The organism is Bartonella sp. PS17NMGDW (assembly GCF_042193555.1).
Lineage (GTDB): Bacteria > Pseudomonadota > Alphaproteobacteria > Rhizobiales > Rhizobiaceae > Bartonella > Bartonella grahamii.
The window spans coordinates 58,595-77,601 of sequence record NZ_JBHILY010000007.1 but is presented as its reverse complement, the minus strand read 5'-3'; the positions used below and the strand labels follow the sequence as shown (position 1 = coordinate 77,601).

At 35.7% G+C, this 19,007-nt stretch carries 12 protein-coding genes, 2 tRNA genes and 6 pseudogenes; 9 read left to right on the top strand and 11 right to left on the bottom strand.

The genetic code is table 11. The features are described 5' to 3' along the window. Positions 1-6 precede the first annotated feature (6 nt). On the top strand, positions 7-627 hold the full coding sequence (locus ACFIJK_RS06215) for a 2,3-bisphosphoglycerate-dependent phosphoglycerate mutase (protein ID WP_375627231.1): 621 nt from the start codon (positions 7-9) through the stop codon (positions 625-627). Between the two features lie 112 nt (positions 628-739). Further along, positions 740-824 (top strand) — tRNA-Leu (locus ACFIJK_RS06210). 99 nt (positions 825-923) lie between these two features. On the opposite strand, the pseudogene ACFIJK_RS06205 reads toward ACFIJK_RS06210, so the two are convergent. The 3 genes and pseudogenes from ACFIJK_RS06205 to ACFIJK_RS06195 form a co-directional block, all read right to left on the bottom strand. Continuing rightward, positions 924-1,128: pseudogene (locus ACFIJK_RS06205) on the bottom strand (helix-turn-helix transcriptional regulator). A 68-nt stretch (positions 1,129-1,196) separates the two neighbouring features. Continuing rightward, positions 1,197-1,785, bottom strand: a pseudogene (locus tag ACFIJK_RS06200) (lambda exonuclease family protein). A 72-nt stretch (positions 1,786-1,857) separates the two neighbouring features. Then, positions 1,858-2,106, bottom strand: a complete 249-nt coding sequence (locus ACFIJK_RS06195; protein WP_375627229.1) for a hypothetical protein — start codon at positions 2,104-2,106, stop codon at positions 1,858-1,860. 59 nt (positions 2,107-2,165) lie between these two features. On the opposite strand from ACFIJK_RS06195, the pseudogene ACFIJK_RS06190 reads away from it, so the two are divergent. Next, a pseudogene (locus ACFIJK_RS06190) lies at positions 2,166-2,695 on the top strand (antA/AntB antirepressor family protein). 51 nt (positions 2,696-2,746) lie between these two features. On the opposite strand, the pseudogene ACFIJK_RS06185 reads toward ACFIJK_RS06190, so the two are convergent. Beyond that, a pseudogene (locus ACFIJK_RS06185) lies at positions 2,747-3,046 on the bottom strand (BrnA antitoxin family protein). A gap of 6 nt (positions 3,047-3,052) precedes the next feature. Beyond that, positions 3,053-3,246: pseudogene (locus ACFIJK_RS06180) on the bottom strand (BrnT family toxin); the annotation flags it as partial. Between the two features lie 177 nt (positions 3,247-3,423). Here ACFIJK_RS06180 and ACFIJK_RS06175 point away from each other — a divergent pair. Further along, positions 3,424-3,784, top strand: a pseudogene (locus tag ACFIJK_RS06175) (hypothetical protein); the annotation flags it as partial. A gap of 326 nt (positions 3,785-4,110) precedes the next feature. On the opposite strand, the gene ACFIJK_RS06170 reads toward ACFIJK_RS06175, so the two are convergent. From ACFIJK_RS06170 to ACFIJK_RS06160, 3 genes are all read right to left on the bottom strand, one after another. Then, positions 4,111-5,103 carry an outer membrane protein gene (locus ACFIJK_RS06170; RefSeq protein ID WP_375627227.1) on the bottom strand — a complete coding sequence of 331 codons (993 nt, stop codon included), beginning with the start codon at positions 5,101-5,103 and terminating at the stop codon, positions 4,111-4,113. Positions 5,104-5,663: 560 nt separating this feature from the next. Further along, positions 5,664-5,936 (bottom strand): hypothetical protein, encoded by a 273-nt coding sequence (locus ACFIJK_RS06165; RefSeq protein WP_375626209.1) that lies wholly within the window; start codon positions 5,934-5,936, stop codon positions 5,664-5,666. Then, the gene (locus ACFIJK_RS06160) at positions 5,930-8,305 is read right to left on the bottom strand and encodes a mechanosensitive ion channel domain-containing protein (RefSeq protein WP_375627224.1); all 2,376 of its coding nucleotides are present in this window, start codon (positions 8,303-8,305) and stop codon (positions 5,930-5,932) included. The genes ACFIJK_RS06165 and ACFIJK_RS06160 overlap by 7 nt, the downstream gene beginning before the upstream one ends. 180 nt (positions 8,306-8,485) lie before the next feature. On the opposite strand from ACFIJK_RS06160, the gene ACFIJK_RS06155 reads away from it, so the two are divergent. The 4 genes from ACFIJK_RS06155 to ACFIJK_RS06140 all read left to right on the top strand — a co-directional run bounded on the left by ACFIJK_RS06155 (position 8,486) and on the right by ACFIJK_RS06140 (position 14,288). Continuing rightward, entirely contained in the window at positions 8,486-8,863 is a 378-nt protein-coding gene (locus ACFIJK_RS06155; RefSeq protein ID WP_375626213.1) for a hypothetical protein, read from the top strand. 91 nt (positions 8,864-8,954) lie between these two features. Continuing rightward, positions 8,955-11,468, top strand: a complete 2,514-nt coding sequence (secD, locus tag ACFIJK_RS06150) for a protein translocase subunit SecD (RefSeq protein ID WP_375626215.1) — start codon at positions 8,955-8,957, stop codon at positions 11,466-11,468. A 99-nt stretch (positions 11,469-11,567) separates the two neighbouring features. Next, positions 11,568-13,319 carry a YbaL family putative K(+) efflux transporter gene (gene ybaL / locus ACFIJK_RS06145; RefSeq protein WP_375627221.1) on the top strand — a complete coding sequence of 584 codons (1,752 nt, stop codon included), beginning with the start codon at positions 11,568-11,570 and terminating at the stop codon, positions 13,317-13,319. A gap of 15 nt (positions 13,320-13,334) precedes the next feature. Continuing rightward, complete coding sequence (locus tag ACFIJK_RS06140) at positions 13,335-14,288, top strand: YbhN family protein (RefSeq protein ID WP_375627219.1); 954 nt, start codon at positions 13,335-13,337, stop codon at positions 14,286-14,288. A 1,309-nt stretch (positions 14,289-15,597) separates the two neighbouring features. Here the strand turns inward: ACFIJK_RS06140 and ACFIJK_RS06135 are convergent. Continuing rightward, positions 15,598-15,673: transfer RNA gene (locus ACFIJK_RS06135), tRNA-Lys, on the bottom strand. A 437-nt stretch (positions 15,674-16,110) separates the two neighbouring features. Here ACFIJK_RS06135 and ACFIJK_RS06130 point away from each other — a divergent pair. After that, positions 16,111-17,679 carry a TerC family protein gene (locus tag ACFIJK_RS06130; RefSeq protein ID WP_375627217.1) on the top strand — a complete coding sequence of 523 codons (1,569 nt, stop codon included), beginning with the start codon at positions 16,111-16,113 and terminating at the stop codon, positions 17,677-17,679. 608 nt (positions 17,680-18,287) lie between these two features. Here the strand turns inward: ACFIJK_RS06130 and ACFIJK_RS06125 are convergent. Both ACFIJK_RS06125 and ACFIJK_RS06120 read right to left on the bottom strand, forming a co-directional pair. Continuing rightward, positions 18,288-18,416, bottom strand: a complete 129-nt coding sequence (locus ACFIJK_RS06125) for a hypothetical protein (RefSeq protein WP_375626294.1) — start codon at positions 18,414-18,416, stop codon at positions 18,288-18,290. Positions 18,417-18,723: 307 nt separating this feature from the next. Further along, a complete protein-coding gene (locus ACFIJK_RS06120; RefSeq protein ID WP_375626221.1) occupies positions 18,724-18,855 on the bottom strand; it encodes a hypothetical protein in 132 nt (43 codons plus the stop codon). Positions 18,856-19,007: the final 152 nt, after the last annotated feature.

The following is a 19,007-nucleotide window of genomic DNA, read 5'->3' as shown; positions in this document are numbered from 1 at the left end:
TTCATAATGGAACGCATACTTGTACTAATTCGTCATGGACAAAGTGAATGGAATCTCAAAAACCTTTTTACCGGTTGGAAAGATCCCGATTTAACAGAAAAAGGTCATGCAGAAGCGATAGAAGCAGGAAAAAAACTGAAAGAATATGGTTTGAAGTTTGATATCGCTTATACATCTGCCTTACAGCGTGCTCAAAAAACGGCTCAGCACATTTTAGAGCAAATGGGACAATCAGATTTAGAAGTGATAAAAAATCCCGCATTAAATGAACGTAATTATGGTGATCTTTCTGGTTTAAATAAAGATGAAGTACGCCAACAATGGGGACAAGAGCAAGTGCAAATGTGGCGCCGCTCTTATACGATTGCGCCCCCGAATGGAGAAAGCCTACGCGACACCGGTGCGCGCATCTGGCCTTATTATCTTTACCACATCCAGCCTCATATTTTGCGCTCCCAAACTGTTTTGATCGCAGCGCATGGAAACTCTCTTCGTGCTCTTATTATGGCGCTTGAAGGTCTCTCCGGTGAGGAAATTATATCTCAAGAATTAGCAACCGGCATTCCTATTATTTATACATTTAGTCCGGATTCAACAATTTTATCGAAGACAGTCCTCGCACCTTAAACTTCTAAAATCATGATCTCCCAAAAAATCAATTCAATCGTTTTAAGCTAAAAAAATAAATTCTATAATTTCATTGACAGAATTGCTTCATACGCTTAGATCAATTTTATGAGCCCAGATGGCGGAATTGGTAGACGCGCAGGTTTCAGGTACCTGTGCCGCAAGGCGTGGAGGTTCGAGTCCTCTTTTGGGCACCATTTTATTTATTAAACATATTGAAATATATAGATTTTTTCTTTAAATAGCCATTTTCAGACCAGCTTTTAGACCACCTTATACGGTTTATACAACTTTACCTAATTTACTCCTATTTTCTCCTTATTTTTCTTTGGAGTGACGGTTAAGATCTCTTTCTTTCTCCACCTCACTGCTCTACCTAGCTTATATAGTTCTGGAAATACCCCTTTGAAATACCCAATTACAAATTGTGGTTGTGGATACACTAAAAAGCTTTGCACATTCACGGGTTGTTACATATCTATCTCCATCATCAAGTATCATCTCATTGCCTTTCTCTTTTTTATATTAATTAAATGGGCGGGGGTGTTGGGGGAAGCACCCCCATAGGTTTAAGCGGCTTTTGTCAAAATCTTGTGCATCTCTTGTTCTATTTCCGCTAAGAAGGTTTCAACAGTTTTATTAATCTCTTCAATGTGTTTCTCATCATGGAGGATGCGTTTGATTTTCATTCTCAAACCAGTAGATTTACCTACAAAGTTTGGATTATAGTCCATGAAATCACACCATTTGCGTCCGGTGCATGCCATTTGGAATTGCATCTGTACGTGATATTCTGGCTTGATTTCGTCATATACAAAAAAACGAAGATGAGTCGTTGATTGTGAACATTTGACTTCAATTAAACCGTCCTCTCCAATGAACCCATCAGGACTTGCATCAACTATTTCTATTGTAGGATGTTGGATGAATCCACATTCTATTATATCGACATTATAAATGAATGCATATTCTTTCAAGGTATCATCCTCATGTTCAATGCCCCATTGCATAGCAGGTGTTGTATGAGATTGGCTTATTTCCCCTGTTAAGCGCTCTTATTATGAGTTTCATTTTGTAATCTTCACATTTGCTTTTCAGCAAACATTTTGCTGCCTTACTGAGTACGCTGTAGACATTAGATGCGGTGACTTTACCCAAGCGTGCTTGAAACTATTCTGCTGTTCGTTGCTCCATCTCACACCGCCGTTTGTTGCTCTTGTTGTGCTTTATTCATTTGCGCGCGTTGCTTTTTTTCAAAGAAAACAAAGCAGTTTGTGCTTGTTTATAAGACATATCTGTGAAGTTTTTTACTCCTATGAAAGAGAGAAGCTTACTTTCATCCGATCTTGTCTGTTCTATTAATTCTCTGATCTCATTCATTTGTTCAATAAAGATACCTGAAAGAAGCCTTGTTCCATCGTGCGTAGGTGAGAGTAGAACCAACCGCTTGGATGTTATTTTTGCTCCCTGTAGCATCAAAAGGAAATATTCCTTTTATTGAGTGTCAATCAAAAACATCTAAACACAAGGAGTTCTTTATGAACAATCTTATAGAAATTAGAGAACAGGTTATTAATCCGGAAGCTGTTCAAACAGTAAACGCACGCGAGTTGCACACATTTTTTGGAATAGGAAAACGTTTTTCTAATTGGATTACAGATCGTATTAATCAGTATGAATTTGAAGAAGGAAAAGATTTCATAAAAACACAAGATTTGCGGTTCCCAAAATTGGGAAGCGTAAAATCTAGGGCTGTTACAGCAATTAATTATCACCTTAGATTAGATATAGTAAAAGAGTTCTCAATGGTTAAACGCAATAAGAAAGGACGTCAAACATGTCGCTATTTTATTGAATGCGAAAAAACAAGTTGAAAAGCCAATCTGTTGATTATGAATTATTTTCTTATGAGTGTTTAAAAAAACCTGCCGGTGTTGAAGAGATCTTAGGATTGATGATAAAACGTTTGTTAGATGCAAATGGACTCGAAAAAGAACTTGAACATTATAAAGCTCTCATTAAAGAAGTAAAACAGGTCTTAAAAAGATCTTTCATGAAAGCTGCATAAGTAAAAAACAGAAATCCCCTCCTCTTTCTCAAAAATGAGGAGGTGGTTGGTTTAGATACCACTTGCTTTTTTAAGACTTCCCCATACGCACGCGCCAGTCTCTCCCCGGTTTCTTACAAAGAGGCAATAACGTTTTGGTCAAGAAATAAAGTAACCGCCTATTTGGGAGATTCAACTGGTAGACGCCCATATTTGCGGCGTTCTTGTGCTACATATAAAAAAAGAAGCAGGTAAAACTTCTTTAGCTGGCTTTAGGCCTACAAGTTCTTCATCTGTTAGTGGTGGGGAATCCACAGCGTCCCAATCTTCTTTTGTGTAGCCACATCCTGTTCCAAAGGTTTTTTTAGTCATTGAAAACCTCTCTTTCTTATTCTCTTGAGGAAAATTGATAATCGACACCGCTTCATTGCCAAGCTTTGCAAAAACAACAACTACGATGCCATCAGAAAAATGTCCAATAGCCCTCATGCGATTTGAATTTGTGCATCAATAAGAGCATATTCCCAGTCAAAGTAAATAACATCAGCAAAATCAAGCTTATGTTTATCAATGTTTAAAGCTCTTTATTGGTCCATCCTACACTATCTTCATATACTTTTATGTACACGAAAAATATCACACCATCAATAAAATTAAAGTGTACAATAATTCGCACAAACCATTTAAAATAGAGAAACTATGAATAAAAAAAACGGCATAGCATATCGGTTCGTGCGTTTGTGAAAAAGATGCGTGTCTCTCCTAATACGGTTGTTTCACGATTTAAAACAGGCAAATTTGATGAGGCTCTTTTTGAAGATGGTTCTATCAATGAAGCTCTTGCAATAGCCATATGGAATGAGAATCCAACAAAGCGCCCTGCTTCACTTTTAGCGCCTGATGGACAACCACAGACAAAGATAAAACAAGCCTCCACAGATGGAGCCAATGAATACAAAATAGACACTGGAGCAGATGCAAGTTCCGCTTGAAAGCGAAAAAATTGCACTTGAACGACTACGCGAAACAACCGTTGACCGTGAAGAAGTAAAGAGAGCAGCCCGTGAGTTTGGAAGAGCGCACCGTAATGCCATGTTGAATTTTTTTCATCTTCTAATTGTTTAGATAGAAAAACTATCTTTAAGTTTACTTTTTTAACGCTATAACGATATTATCATGTGATAACCGCAATAATACAAAAAACGAATCATTCCTTCTTTGCAAATAAATATTTTAATTATACCTTGTGAACCAAAGAATTTTTATTCTTAACAATTAAGAATTTAAATAATTCTTTCTTATCTCCTCATCATCACTCAAAATCAAAGACCCTTTCTTCACTATAAAATAGCATTTACAATGCATACCATTTAAAAAATAAAGGCCCTATCAAAGAGATAGAACCTTTTAAATTTAAGCTCCTTTATCCTACAAAACTAGAATTTGTAAGCTATTCCTGCGCGAAAATCATTCGTCTTATACTTAACTTCAATCTCGTCTTTAAATTTCTTTTTACCAAAATCTGAGTAACGATACTCCGCACGCACAACAAGATGATCTGTCATTGCAAAATCAACACCACCACCGAGAGTATAACCAATCATCGTTTTTGTTGCATCCGATGTCCTACTAAAGGGCTCACCTCCCGTAATTACTGTCGACAAAATATCCTGAAACTGTCCATAAGCAATACCACCAGCAATATAAGGCATCACACGCCCCGCAGAAAACCCAACACGCACCCGTGTAGCACCTGTCCATTTTTGTTTTAACGTATGATTAAAAGTTAAACTGTCTTTATCCTCTGCAACAGAGCGAGACAAGCCTCTACCCTGTTTCCTGACAAATTTTGCCCTTTTTCGACTTTTTTCTTCAGTGCCCGCTCCTTCAGTGCCCGCTCCTTCAGTGCCCGCTCCTTCAGTGCCCGCTCCTTCAGTACCCGCTCCTTCAGTACCCGCTCCTTCAGTGCCCGCTCCTTCAGTGCCCGCTCCTTCAGTGCCCGTTCCACCAGCACTCGATTCATCAGCATGAAATCTTGTTTTTGTATCCTTTTTTTCCGTTAAAAGCATATCCGTATCAATCCCCACAATAAAATTATTACCGAGATCAAAATTAACACCTGCATAAAAACCACCTATAAATCCAGAAAGCTCAGGCATATACTGTTTCTCGACAGGTATCCATGGTTTACTTTTACTCTCCTCATCAGGATAGAGAGGAATATCAACATCACGCGTCATTGCAGAAGTCTTACCTGAAAAGCCACCCACTTGCCCCCCGAAATAAATACCTGCCCAAGAAAAAGGTGAAGAAGCAACAACTTCTGAGGCAACGTGTACTGGCTCCTCATGAGCCACCACATCTGCAGCCTGTACTATAGAAGATGAAATCAAAGAAAAAAAAGATGCTGTTATAAATTTTGTATTCATAAAATTATACCCCATTGCTAAATTTAAATATAATCAAAAATCACATTTAGAAAAACAAAGTTTTATAAAATCTTATGCCGAAAAATCACATGTACTCCTTTATAGTTACATTTAAATCTATCACTAGATTAATATATAATTACATCAAAATTTAATATTATCAAATAAATTTTAAAATATTAGAATAATGAATACTTCAAATAATAAATATTTAATAAAAATACCTATTATATTTTTTAAATGATAAAATATAAAGCATTTTGTATCAAAACAAACGCAAAAAATAACAAAATAGTATATTTTATAAATTTTTTTATGAGAAAAATTCTAAAAATGATGTAACTATTTTTAAAAAATCGATATTCATTAAAAATATTATAAATACCTCAATATTTTTATATCCAAAATGCATACTTTAGATTCTATATAGTATAAAAAATATACCTATTTTATACTACAATCATACCTTTTTTCTACCATTTTCTAAAGGATGAGATTATTAATACGACAATATCATTATCCTTCTAAACATTATCTCTAAATAAAAATTCTCAATCATTTTATTTAAAAATTGCTCTTCCCCTACTGATTTCTATATTATCATCTGCCTTTATTGCAAAACGGTCTTTATTAGGAAAAGTTATAAAACATCCCTTCATACAAATTGTAATTGTTTGATGAGTATTTAAAGAAACTTTTGAAGGTATACTTCCCTCGACAACAATGAGAGACTGTACCTTTAAATCTGTATTCTTCACTGTTGCGGCAAAAGCTGTTATGGTAAAAATATTCAATAGAATAACTGTAATCAAAGCATAAATATATTTCAGCATTCTAAGATTCCTTCCTCAGCAAAACGCTTATATAAGACAAATCGAAGAGCATTGGTTACATGAGAAGGTGAGGTAATATTAGGCACATAAATAGCTAAATTAAAGGAAAAACTCTTATGATCAAATGCTGTAAAACTCACCTGCGGGGTAGGATTTTTTAAAACGCCTTCTGTTGCAAAAGCAATCTCCAACAAAATTTCAGCAACATGCTCTGGAGCAACTTTAGATGATACAGTAACTGGTATATCAATTCGTCCTACTTTATTACGTCTAGTCCAATTACTAACGTTGTTATTAATAAGGCTTGAATTGGGAATAATAATCGTCTTACGCTGAATGGTCTCAAGTTCCGTTGCACGCACACTAATACGCTTAACAACACCACCTACTGATCCAGATTCTATATAGTCTCCTATTTTAAACGGTCTGCCAACTAAAATAATAAGTCCAGAGACAAAGTTTTGGACAATATTCTGTAAACCAAAACCTATACCAAGTGAAAGTCCTCCAGCAATAAGAGCGAAATTTCTAAGATCCAAACCTGCCATTGACAATCCCGTCAAAGCAGACACAACAACGCCTCCATAACTTATCACTGTTTTGATAGAATTCCGTATACCAGAATCAAACTCTCCATGGACCAACACCACACTATCTAACCAACCAATAAATCGGCGAATAAGAAACCAGCAAACACAAAAAGAAATAATTCCTGTTATAATAGAAATCAAAGAAAGAGTAATATTTCCAATCTGAAAACCAGTAACCAATTGCCACAATACTGCTTTCAAATCAGAATAGGAAAATCCAAACTGTACAGCAATTGGCATTGCACAAAATACAACAACAAATAAATTGAGAAAAACGCTCACAAAAACTCCCAATTGATTCATCGTTTTTTCTTCTAAATGAAACCTCTGCATCAAAAGATGACCAACCGTTGTTTTCATAAATTGGCCTTTAGTTCCAAGTGCTTGAGCGCTTTGTATTCCTAAATACATGAGAACTAAAAATGCTCCACCAATCATAATTTGCTGCATAATAAAACGTGCAAGACCAACATAACCTAAAAGATTTAACACAAAGAGCAGTACCCCCAAGCCAATAAGAGGAATGCGTATATAAAATGGCCAAAAGTATGGTTCTTTTTTTTCTCCTTGAAAACGCTTACGTCTAAATCGCAAAGGTACAAATGATATTATAAACAGCAATATCGCTACAAGAAAAACAGCAATAAAACTTTTAGCAATTGTCAAAGATAGAGGCGCTGAAATGATTTGATAAATACTATCAAGAACAGCATCAAATGCCAACACACCCGCTAAAGAAGTGAGTAAAATCACTAATTGATAAGCAGACGATGGTGCAATACTGAAAAGACGCGCATGGGGCATATTCGAAGATAAAAGAACAATTGCTAAGCGATTGATTAAAAATACTAAAATAATCTGACAACCTATCATATCAAAAACTGTTGTAAGCTTACCTAGATCTAAGTTAAAACTACGAAACAAAAACAACACAAGATAAACGCAAAGAGTACATATAAGCGAAGGTAAGAGAACTGAAATAAAGGCGATCAATAAGCGTTGTAAATAAGATATTTCCTCATTAGACTTCCTAAAGTGGCAATACACATGAACAAGAACTTTTCGAGAAAAATACGAAAGACCCAAAGTGATAAAAAGTGGAATTAAAAAGGAAAGAAATAGTTGTAACAACTTGAAATAAAATATAAAATTCCACCAAGAATTTAACAACAAAAGAAAATCTGATGAAGCCTCTTTTGTTTTTTGGGCGAGCTGTTTAACCATCGGAATCGAAAACTCAAACCTATACGTAAGCGTGCGTTTAAAAAGCTCCCGAGATTGAGAAATAGAAAGTTCAGCTATCCCATTTGCCGCTAAGAAAATTTCTTCAAAACGAAGCATGATACTGTTAATTTTAGCTTTTTGCTCTATCAAGTAAGAATACTCTTTCACTGAGCTTTTCAGTTTTTTTACGTCACGATGAAGCTCTGTTAATTGATCAAGAAGTGTATTAATCTCATTAAGAGGAGGACGCAAAACAAATGCTGCCTCAATAGCACGTTCACTGATATCTTGTGCACGTAACCGCAATTCTTCTAAAGAACGCTCATCTTCTGACTTTCTGTCAAAATCTCTTTTTAAAGTTTCACTATTTTCTTCAAGAGTCTCAATAATCAACTGTTGTTGTTGAATAATTTCATCAACTGAATAAGAATCTATTGTTTGTTCGACAATTGTATTTTGTGCACCCCTATTCCCCCATGCACCAGAATTAAATACAAAGATAATCCCCAAAAGAAGGAAAAGTATGTGGATGTTTTCTCTACAAAATGAATACATATCGACCTTATGCGCACAAAAAGGATTTTATCCCCCCCTCCTTAATATGGTATAAAGCAGATATTTTCAACTTTTGTAGAATAATCTTATAAAAGCTTTCCCTTATCCTATAATACTGATAATAAGAGAAAAGGATAATAAATAAGCTGAACTCAATAAGATTAAAGAAGGCACTCTAGCATGTGTTTTTTGCACCTCTATTGCAAAAAAGAAAATTTTCTTCCTTTGACAACTTGGATTTTTCTATCCAGTTTAGGTGTATTCTTGACGAGCAACCTAGGAACGCGTGCCTATTTGATCAAACAGTCACACACTAATAATACCATTAAAACGAATAGATTTGATTTACACAATAAGCGTGATCAGTTGAATGTTACCACAACTGAAAACAAAAAACTTGTAACACTCCATACAGAATCTATTTTTACGAGAACCCTTCAAAAAATCCTAACATTGGATTTCTTTTTAATAAAGATTCCAGCTATTGATACGCGATTTCGTAGCGTTAAAACGCAATATTTCTCAAATAAACGCGCTCCTCCTAATGAACACACTTAAATTCTCTTCCTTGAATATAAAACGATCATCTTATTTTACTTGTGCTTTTAACTTTGAATAACTGTTAGATTGCCTATTAGCGGAATATATCATGCGTACACCTGGTTGGTTAACTACCCTTTATTGTTTTATTCTTTTAAGCAGCATTTATGTTGCCTTACCCAATTTATTTTCATACGAACAAGTTAAAAACTCGAAATTCTTACCCGACACCCGTGTAGCACTTGGTCTTGACCTTCAAGGAGGCTCTTCTCTCCTGCTCGAGGTTGATAGCAAAACGTTAAAACGCGATCAGTTACACATAGTTTTAGGCAGTGTACGCAATGTATTGCGTGAAAAACAAATCCGCACCTCAAGTGTGCGTATCGTTGAAGATAGCATTATTGCCCTTATTTCTGATCCATCGCAAACTGAAAAAGCACTCTCTGCTTTGAAAACATTAATAACCCCCATACACAGTAGCTTTGGTACAACAGAACATAACATCACGATCAGTGCTCAAAATGAAACTCTCCGCGTCACATTAACGGAAGCTGGTATAAAAGACCGTGTAAGCAATGCTATTGAACAAAGCTTAGAAATCATCCGTCGCCGTATAGATCAAGTTGGTGTTTCAGAACCAGCCATCCAAAAGGTCGGAAATGATCGTATTATGGTCCAATTGCCCGGACTACAAGATCCAAAACAACTACGTGATCTTTTAGGAACAACCGCTAAGATGAGTTTTCATCTTGTTCCTTCTAATGTGGACCCCAATAATCCCCCTATAGGTGTTTCTATTCTTCCTGGATATACTGATGCAACACAACATTATGCGATTTATGATCAAATCGCTTTAGATGGAAATGTCCTGAAAGATGCCCGTGCAGGTTTTGACCCCCAAATACCAGGACGTTCCATTATTTCATTTACTCTAGATTCCGCTGGTGCAAAAATATTTGCCGATATAACACGACAAAATATTAACCGTCCTTTTGCTATTGTTTTAGATAATAAGGTTTTAACCGCTCCGACCATCAATAGTGTCATTCCCAATGGACAAGGCCAAATTACAGGAAACTTTGACCCAAAAGAAGCCTCAACTCTGGCTGCTTTGCTTCGTGCTGGTTCCCTCCCCGCACCACTCACGGTCATTGAAGAGAGAACCGTAGGTCCAAATCTTGGTGCTGATGCCATCCAAATGGGACTTTACACCGGCATAATTGGCTTTATTCTTGTTGCAATTTTTATTTTTCTTCTCTACCGCATTTGGGGATTAATTGCCAATATAGCACTAGCTCTACACACGATTTTAACATTTGCTGCACTGAGTCTTTTGGGAGCTACGCTTACCCTGCCTGGTATTGCTGGTATTATTTTAGGCATCGGTATTGCCGTTGATGCTAATATTCTCATCAATGAACGTATCCGTGAAGAAAGTCGAAAAGGTGTGGGTGCTTTTGCAGCCCTAGATCGTGGATTTAAACACGCTTTTGCAACCATTGTTGATGCAAATGTTACAGCAATTATAGCGACCGTCTTACTATTTTGGTTCGGTACTGGTCCCGTTCGTGGTTTTGCCGTAACAATGTTGCTTGGTATTATCATCTCCATGTTTACAAATATCACCATTGTACGCATCATCATGATTTGGATCGTTCGTAAATGGAAAATTAAAAAATTGCATATTCACTCTGCTTTCAACATCCTGCCACAAAACACAACTTTCCACTTTATGAAAGCACGCTTCATTGGTATTGGCGTCTCAATTGTTTTATCAATGGCTTCAGTTTTTCTCTTTTTTAAGCCTGGATTGAATTTCGGAATTGATTTCATTGGCGGAAGCCAAATGAGTATTACCACGAAAGCACCAGCAGATCTAGCAACTCTGCGTTCCAAGCTTTCTACTCTTAATATTGGTGAAGTTACCTTGCAAAATATTGATAACGAAAATACCGTATTAATTCGCATGCAGAAACAAAGCGGTAGCGAAGCACAACAAACCATCGCCATTGATAAGGTCAAAACAGCTGTACAAAATATCTATCCCGATACCACATTCGATCAAATAGAAGTTGTTGGTCCCAAAATTTCAGGCGAGCTTGCCACAGCTGCTTTTACTGCTGTTATTCTTGCGGCTATTGCCATGTCTCTCTATATATGGTTACGCTTCGAGTGGTTCTTTGCCATTGGAGCAATTATCACTCTCATTCTAGACACCACAAAAATGATTGGCTTTTTTGCTTTATTTCAATTTGATTTTAATTTAACGGCTATCGCTGCACTCTTAACAATTGTTGGATATTCTATAAATGATAAAGTTGTCGTCTATGATAGGATGCGCGAGAATATGCGTCTTTATAAAAAAATGCCGTTGCGCGAGCTGATTGATCTGTCAATTAATCAGGTTCTTGTACGTTGTTTTTTTACATCAGCCACAACAATTCTTGCTATGCTCCCCATGGCGATATGGGGTGGAAGTGCTGTGCATAATTTTGCATTGCCCATGGTCTTTGGGATTATTATTGCAACATCATCCTCTATCTTTATTGCTGCTCCTATTTTACTCCTGCTAGGAAATTGGTGGCGTGAACGAAATAATCGTGCGAATACCAAAGTGAAATAAAAATGCCCTTTAATACGTATGATACATTTCGCCTCTCTTCTCATAGAAATATAATCATTTTCATTCATTCGCTTTTTGATCAAGAATAGTAAATAATCCATGCTCCACGACACACCACTTATCACAACTATTGTTGCAGGTTTATGTTTAGCATTTCTCTTGGGAATGATTGCTAGCCGTTTGCGTATTTCACCACTTGTAGGCTATTTGTTAGCTGGTGTTATTGTGGGACCCAATACAGGCGGATTTAAAATAGATTCCGTCATCATTAATCAACTTGCTGAAATTGGCATTATTTTGCTGATGTTTGGTGTTGGGCTCCACTTTTCATTAAAAGATCTTTTATCTGTCAAAGCTATTGCTGTCCCCGCTGCTATTGCACAAATGGCATTTTCTACTTTTCTAGGTTTGTGCCTTGGTTTGATTATGGGATGGGGCTTCAGTGGTAGTTTGATCTTCGGTCTTGCTTTATCCATAGCAAGTACTGTTATCCTGCTACGTGCTTTGCAGGAGCGTCATCTTATTGAAACAGAAAAAGGACGCATTGCAGTTGGATGGTTGATTATTGAGGATTTAGCAATGGTCCTTATACTTGTTCTCATCCCTTCCTTGGCAAGTGCCATCAGCAATACCAAAAAAGAAGCGTTTGATCCTCTTGTTCAATGGTTGGATTTAAGTATTTGGGGTATTTTTGGTCTCACCATCCTGAAAGTGATTGTATTTATTGCACTTATGCTCGTCATTGGGCGACGCGTTATCCCATGGCTTTTAAAAATGAGCGCACAATCGGGATCCCGTGAATTATTTCGTCTTAGCGTCTTTGCTATTGCATTAGGAGTAGCTTTCGGAGCCGCTCATTTATTTGGTGTTTCCCTTTCTCTTGGTGCTTTTTTTGCTGGTATGGTCATGAGCGAATCAGAATTAAGCCACCGTGCCGCAGAAGAATCTTTACCACTGCGCGATGCCTTTTCTGTTCTCTTTTTTGTTTCTGTAGGCATGTTATTTGACCCAGAGAAACTCTTAACTCATTTTTTTCCTCTCTTAGCAACCTTATTCATTATCGTAATCGGAAAATCTGCTGTTGCCTTTTTCATCGTTAAGGCTTTTCGCTATTCTAATGCAACAGCTTTGACTATTTCTGCAAGCCTTGCCCAAATCGGAGAATTTTCCTTTATCCTTGCTGGTTTAAGTTTAAGCTTAGGACTTTTAAACAATGACGCTCATGATTTAATTCTTGGAGGAGCAATTTTTTCTATTTTGCTCAATCCTCTTGTTTTCATTGCCTGTAATAAAATTAAAAAACGTCTAGAAAAAAATTCTGCATCTTCACAAAATGCCCAAACAATTATTGATATTGATCCACAAGATCCCGACCAAGATTTTTTACCGATGACCTTAAAAAATAACCATATCGTAATTATTGGCTATGGTCGTATTGGTAAGTGTGTTGCATTATCTTTAATAAATAGAGGTAAACCTGTAGTGATCGTAGAAGAATCAAAACGCCTCTCTGATAAAGCGATTGCAGATGGCTTTGAGGCTATTTGCGGCAATATCATTCAACAAGAAATAATGGACGCAGCAAATATAAATAATGCACATAAAGTTGTTATTACAATGCGAAGCACCATTGAAGTAGGAGAATGTATCGTGAATATACGGGATATGAAGAAAGATATCCATATAATCACACATGCATTATCCGACACAGAAACAGCATATCTCATTGATTTAGGTGCTGATGTTGTAGTAACGGATGATGAAGAAATTGCCAATGGCATTATGGAGTATATAACGGAACGAAGATCTGTACGGAATACGCTCAACCATGAAAATTTACAGAAAACATAAAATGGATAAAGAATCGTGAAAATAAAGCAATTTATATGGCCCTTGATTGGTATCTTAGCAATGCTGATATCTATTCGGATTCTTTATATGAAACTCTCTGCCATTTCATTTGGGGATGTATTGGAGCGCTTGAGCGATTTAAATGCACAGCATTGGTTACTAGCCTGTTTATGTTCTCTCCTAGCTTATGCTGCTCTTGCTGGATATGATCGAATTGCCTTGCAACATCTAGGGCATAAAATTTCTTGGATTTTTATCGCTATATGTTCATTTACAACCTACGCTCTTTCACACAATATCGGTGCTTCAGTTTTTTCTGGTGCCGTTGTGCGCTATCGTGCCTATAAAATGAAAGGATTAAACGGAACAGAAATCGCAATATTAGTAGGTTTTTGCTCTTTTACTTTTGTAATCGGAACAATCTTACTTTTGGGAATCGTTTTGGTGCTGCAACCCGAAATTATCACCCTCATTCACAAAGAACTTCCTGAATGGTTAGGAACAACGGTTGGAGCAATTTTACTCAGCTGTATAGCACTTTATACGTTTGGTAGCTGGCTTCAGTTAAAACCCTTACGCTTAGGTAAGAAAATTCAACTTTCTTATCCACGGTTGAAAATTGTTATTCAACAGCTTCTCATTAGCCCTCTAGAGCTTTTAGGAGCAGCAGGAATTATATATGCTGTTCTCCCACACAATGCAGATATTCATTTTATCTCTGTTCTTGGTGTTTTCCTAGCATCTTTTACGATAACTCTTCTCTCCAATGCTCCAGCAGGAGGAGTAGGAGTTCTTGAAGCTCTCTTCATAACAGGCATGCCCAATATAAATCCAACCGATGTTATTGCAGCACTTATTGTCTTTAGAATGTTTTATTTGATTATACCGCTCATCATTTCATTATTTGTGGTCGCCATTTTTGAAGCGCATCAATATTGGAAAAGAGCCTCCAAAACACCACCTGAATAAATAAAAGGCTATCAACGACTTCTTTTTTGTATGCCTATAAAGATTATAATCTATACTAAATTCGATTGTATATGTAAATTAATACAATCATTATTTGTATTTATCTTTTTTATATTGAAACTTGAAGGTCCCCTTTTATAAGAATCTTACTTTACGAAAAACATAGAAATATTTATCTATTTTCCTTCAAAAAAACTCCCATAAAATTGGATACTAAAAGTACTATTTCATAGTGTAATCGATTTTTATGTTAGATAAAGCACATGATTGCAAAACTTTTTGCAAAAAACAAATGCGCAAAATTAAAAACCTCTATCTGAAAATAATTTCATTTTATTGTTTGAAAAGAAAATTTATTATAGATAAAGAATACCTAAAGAACCCTTTTAATGAAAGAGCAAGCCTGCACCATTATACTATTTTTCCAATGTTGTGATAACTTTTAGCGCTTCAGAACGTTAATAAGAATCATTTTTATGCTTTTCTTCAATAGTCTTTATCCACACGTTAATCTCATTTATGATGCAAAAATAATAATTTTAATTAATTCATTATAAGAGGGATTGAAACAAAAGAAGTTTATTACAATAAAGTTTTTTTTTCAAAAAAGAATAATTAATTATTATAAATCAATATATTATAATGATTCTGAGCAGCTTTCTTAATGTTTATCTTTTTAGCGGTTAAGCTAAAGGCAAAACAGTATAGCGTAACTGTAAGGTCTAATATTTAAAAACTTGAAGCCTTATTAAAGCTTATTTTCTGTCGTTTAGCAGGTATTAGCTTTAAACAATTAAACTGATCTAATTTTATTCCTGTTATGTCCATCTAACTACTTTGTTTTATCTTGATTTATCCTCTTGGAATACTGATGATTATTACAGAGATTTTTTGTTTAAGTGGGAGAGTTATCAAAAAATATCCACGCTACTGACACAACTAAAATGTAAAGTTTCTTCTATCTTTAAACAATATGCCAAAAATCCAAAAAAAATTTAATCAATTTATATTAAAAGAAGTGAAAACTGTTGATTTTTATACCCCTTTAATAACACAATTGTCGGTAAGAAACTTCTCCTTACCAATTGCGATTAAAAAAAAGAAACAATACGCATTAAAAGATCTTTAAATGTCTTTTGGAAGTTCTTTAAGCCCTCTAAAAGTACAAAACCTGATGACTAAGCTATATCAACAATCTTCACTTTTAAACAAACGCATATGGGGAAATCCTACTTCCCAATTTTATTTAGCAACTCGTATCTTAAAAAATTTACGCAATCAATTAAGTTATTTATGGTATAAAATCGAATGGTGGGTGATGAGGGGATCGAACCCACGACCCGCTGATTAAGAGTCAGCTGCTCTACCGACTGAGCTAATCACCCATAAGCTTCCCAAAAGATGAGAATGAGCGTTTCTATAACGCTCCTAAGGATGGATGTCCAGATATTTTGTTGTTTGTTATATAGACTCATTGTCTGTAAGGTTAAAAATATGATATTCTCCACTTGATCTTATATAAAAATAAACCCATTATAAGAAGCTTTATAAATAAATGTTCTGATTGTTATACAGAATCTATAGTTGGAGGATTATCGAGCATAATGCCCGAGCAAAATTTAGAGGAACCTTCTTGTGGTTTTAAGCGGGATGGGGCATCATTTTGTTTTATCAGTAATCACATGCATTCAAGCAATATTTTGCTGGTTTTTTCGTTGAATATAAATTTTTTTACATTCAATGTTCATGATCCAATATACGAATAAAAGCCTATGAATTTTTTTTGTCAATCGCGCGCTTTTAAGCTTCTAAAAGGTAAGGAATGATGGAATGGATCACTGATCCCCATGCGTGGTTTGGTTTGATCACGTTGGTTTTTCTCGAAATTGTTTTAGGAATAGATAACCTTATCTTTATTGCAATTTTAGCTGAAAAATTGCCACTGCATTTGCGTGACCGCGCACGCTTTCTAGGTCTTACTTTAGCATTAATTATGCGGCTCTTCCTTCTTACAGTTATCGGATGGGTTATGAGACTCGATAGGGTAATTCTTTCATTTTCATCTTTTGTCTTTAGTTGGCATAGCTTTATTTTAATCGGTGGTGGAGCCTTTTTGCTCGCAAAGGGAACGCTAGAATTACATGAAAGATTAGAAGGGGTATCACATGAAAGAAAAACAGGCGTTGCTTATGCTGTTTTTTGGCAAGTAATTGTTCAAATCGTGGTGCTGGATGCCGTTTTTTCACTAGACAGTATTATTACCGCAACAGGGATGATTGCAAAAGAGCAGGCAACAGTTATGTATATCGCAGTCATAGCTGCTATGGGAGTAATGATGTGCGGATCCGGTGTTCTTATGCGTTTTATTAATCGTCATCCCACTATTGTAATCCTCTGTCTTGGTTTTTTGATGATGATTGGTTTTACTCTCATTGTTGAAGGATTTGGTTTTCATATTCCAAAAGGGTATTTGTATGCTGCTATTGGTTTTTCTGTTCTCATTGAAGCTTTTAATCAAATTGGACGTCGTAACCGTGAAAAAATGATTAAAACAAATGATCTACGCAGTAGAACAGCTGATGCTGTTTTGAGGCTCTTAGGAGGAGGAAGTAAAGATAGTCATCTTGCTGAGACTGTAGATGTTATTGCTGAACAGGCTGCAGCTTCTGAGTTGTTTAGACCAGAAGAAAAGGAGATGATTCGTGGTGTTCTCGATTTAGCTGATCGCCCTGTTCGCTCTATCATGTCGCCGCGTAATGAGATTGAGTGGTTAGATTTAAATGCTGATGAAAATGAAATGCGTGAAGAATTACAAAAGGTTAAACATAGCCGCTTAATTCTTGCGCGTGAAAAAGTAGATGAATTTGTTGGCGTTGCGTTGACAAAAGATCTTCTTTTGAATTTGGCTGAGGGGAAAAAAATTAATTGGAAAAAAGCTATGCGAGAACCCCTCGTTGTTCATGAAAATACAAGTGTTTTACGATTGATGGAGCAATTACGTCATTCTTCGATTCAGCTTGCAATTATTGTTGATGAACATGGATCTTTTGAAGGAATTGCAACACCAACCGATATTCTTGAAGCTATTGCAGGAGACTTTCCCGATGACGATGAAGAACTCATGATCGCAGAACAACTTGAAAATGGCAGTCTTCTTGTTGAGGGATATGCTGATATCCGCCGTTTAAGTGGTTATCTTGGGCGTAACCTTGTGGATGAAGCAGATCGTTATACGACTCTGGCAGGCTTTATGCTTTGGCAGTTTGGTCATTTACCAAATGAGGGAGAAAGTTTTGAAACTGATGGTTTACACTTTAAAGTGATTGAAATGGAACGCCGAAACATATCTAAAATCCTTATTTCTCCAATTGTCTTACCAGAAAAAAGCTAATTCTTTTTATAAGCAAGATGAATAAAAAGATTTTTTTATGATTAAAAATTGAAAAGAATAAGAAGTTGATGACTTAATTGCATTTCATTATTTTTATATTTTTTAAGCGTAAAGTAATGAACATACAAAAGTTATGTTATCAATAAACTTTCCATTATAAAAATTTTCATTGATGATTTACAAAAAGCTGTAAGAGAAAAAATGATGCAAAATTATTTGTCAATGGTCATTAATCTCAAAAATTATGAATATATACAACATATTGATTTATAATAATTATTTATTATAACATTAGCTTCACATCAAGAAATCATCTTTCAAACATCAGATTTCTGCCAATGGATAGAACTCCGCCATTGTTGGGTTCACTCAACTGATAATGGCAGCGTTACACTAGACTCTGGTTCCTATAATTTTTTGAGATCTTCTTGATATTTCTTATCTTTTGTTTCGATAAATTTAGCTATTTTTTTCCTTCCAAGAATGAAGCTCCACCTCTCTGGAAAGCTCTTATTAAGAACTTTGTTTTTCTTCCACATGGCTCATATTTTTTGCTACTTTTGCAATTAAAGTGTAGCTGAGTTTCTTAGATTTCACCACTTCTTTAGCTAAAGCCAATGCACGTTCAAGATGAGTCTTTTGGGTATTTTCATCAAAGCTAAATGATCCCCTGCACTGAAACTTTGATAATAAGATTGTAAGGTTGCAACATTACCCAATAAAGCCAGTGCACCAATATGAAGTAGCTATAATCTGCATCATCTATCTTGATAACCTTATTGCCTCAACTTCACTCTTTTGCCAAGGTAGTGCTCCATATCTGGAATAAAAGCATTTATGAAGATCAATTTTTTCTATCGCCTATTTCAAGAGATAATCAAGCTTAATTCCAACCAATCCGCATATATTTCTTCTTCACAAACTCTCAACCCCTTTTTATAAAAATCAAGTTGTAGATCTTGTAAATGCTGAGAATTGATAGGGATCAATTACCATGCAGGCAGTAGCTAAAATACCAGTACTAATCGAAACTCCAACATCAAATTACGGATAACCTTTGATAATTGCGTCATTATAAAGAATTTGTACTTCACAATCTGGTAGTTGATAACGTGCTGAATAATTATCTACCTCTTTAATTTTTTCAACAGACCAATCAAGATTTTTGAAGAACACTGTTGCACTCTCCATGGCTAAAAAATTCTTTGCTCTACCTCAAAAGAGGTTGTATCCATATCAAAAGTCAAAAGCGAAGCAGATTTTTGCAAATAAAATTGATAACGCCGTATAAGAGAAGAATCTTATCATAAAAAACACACAACAAAGTC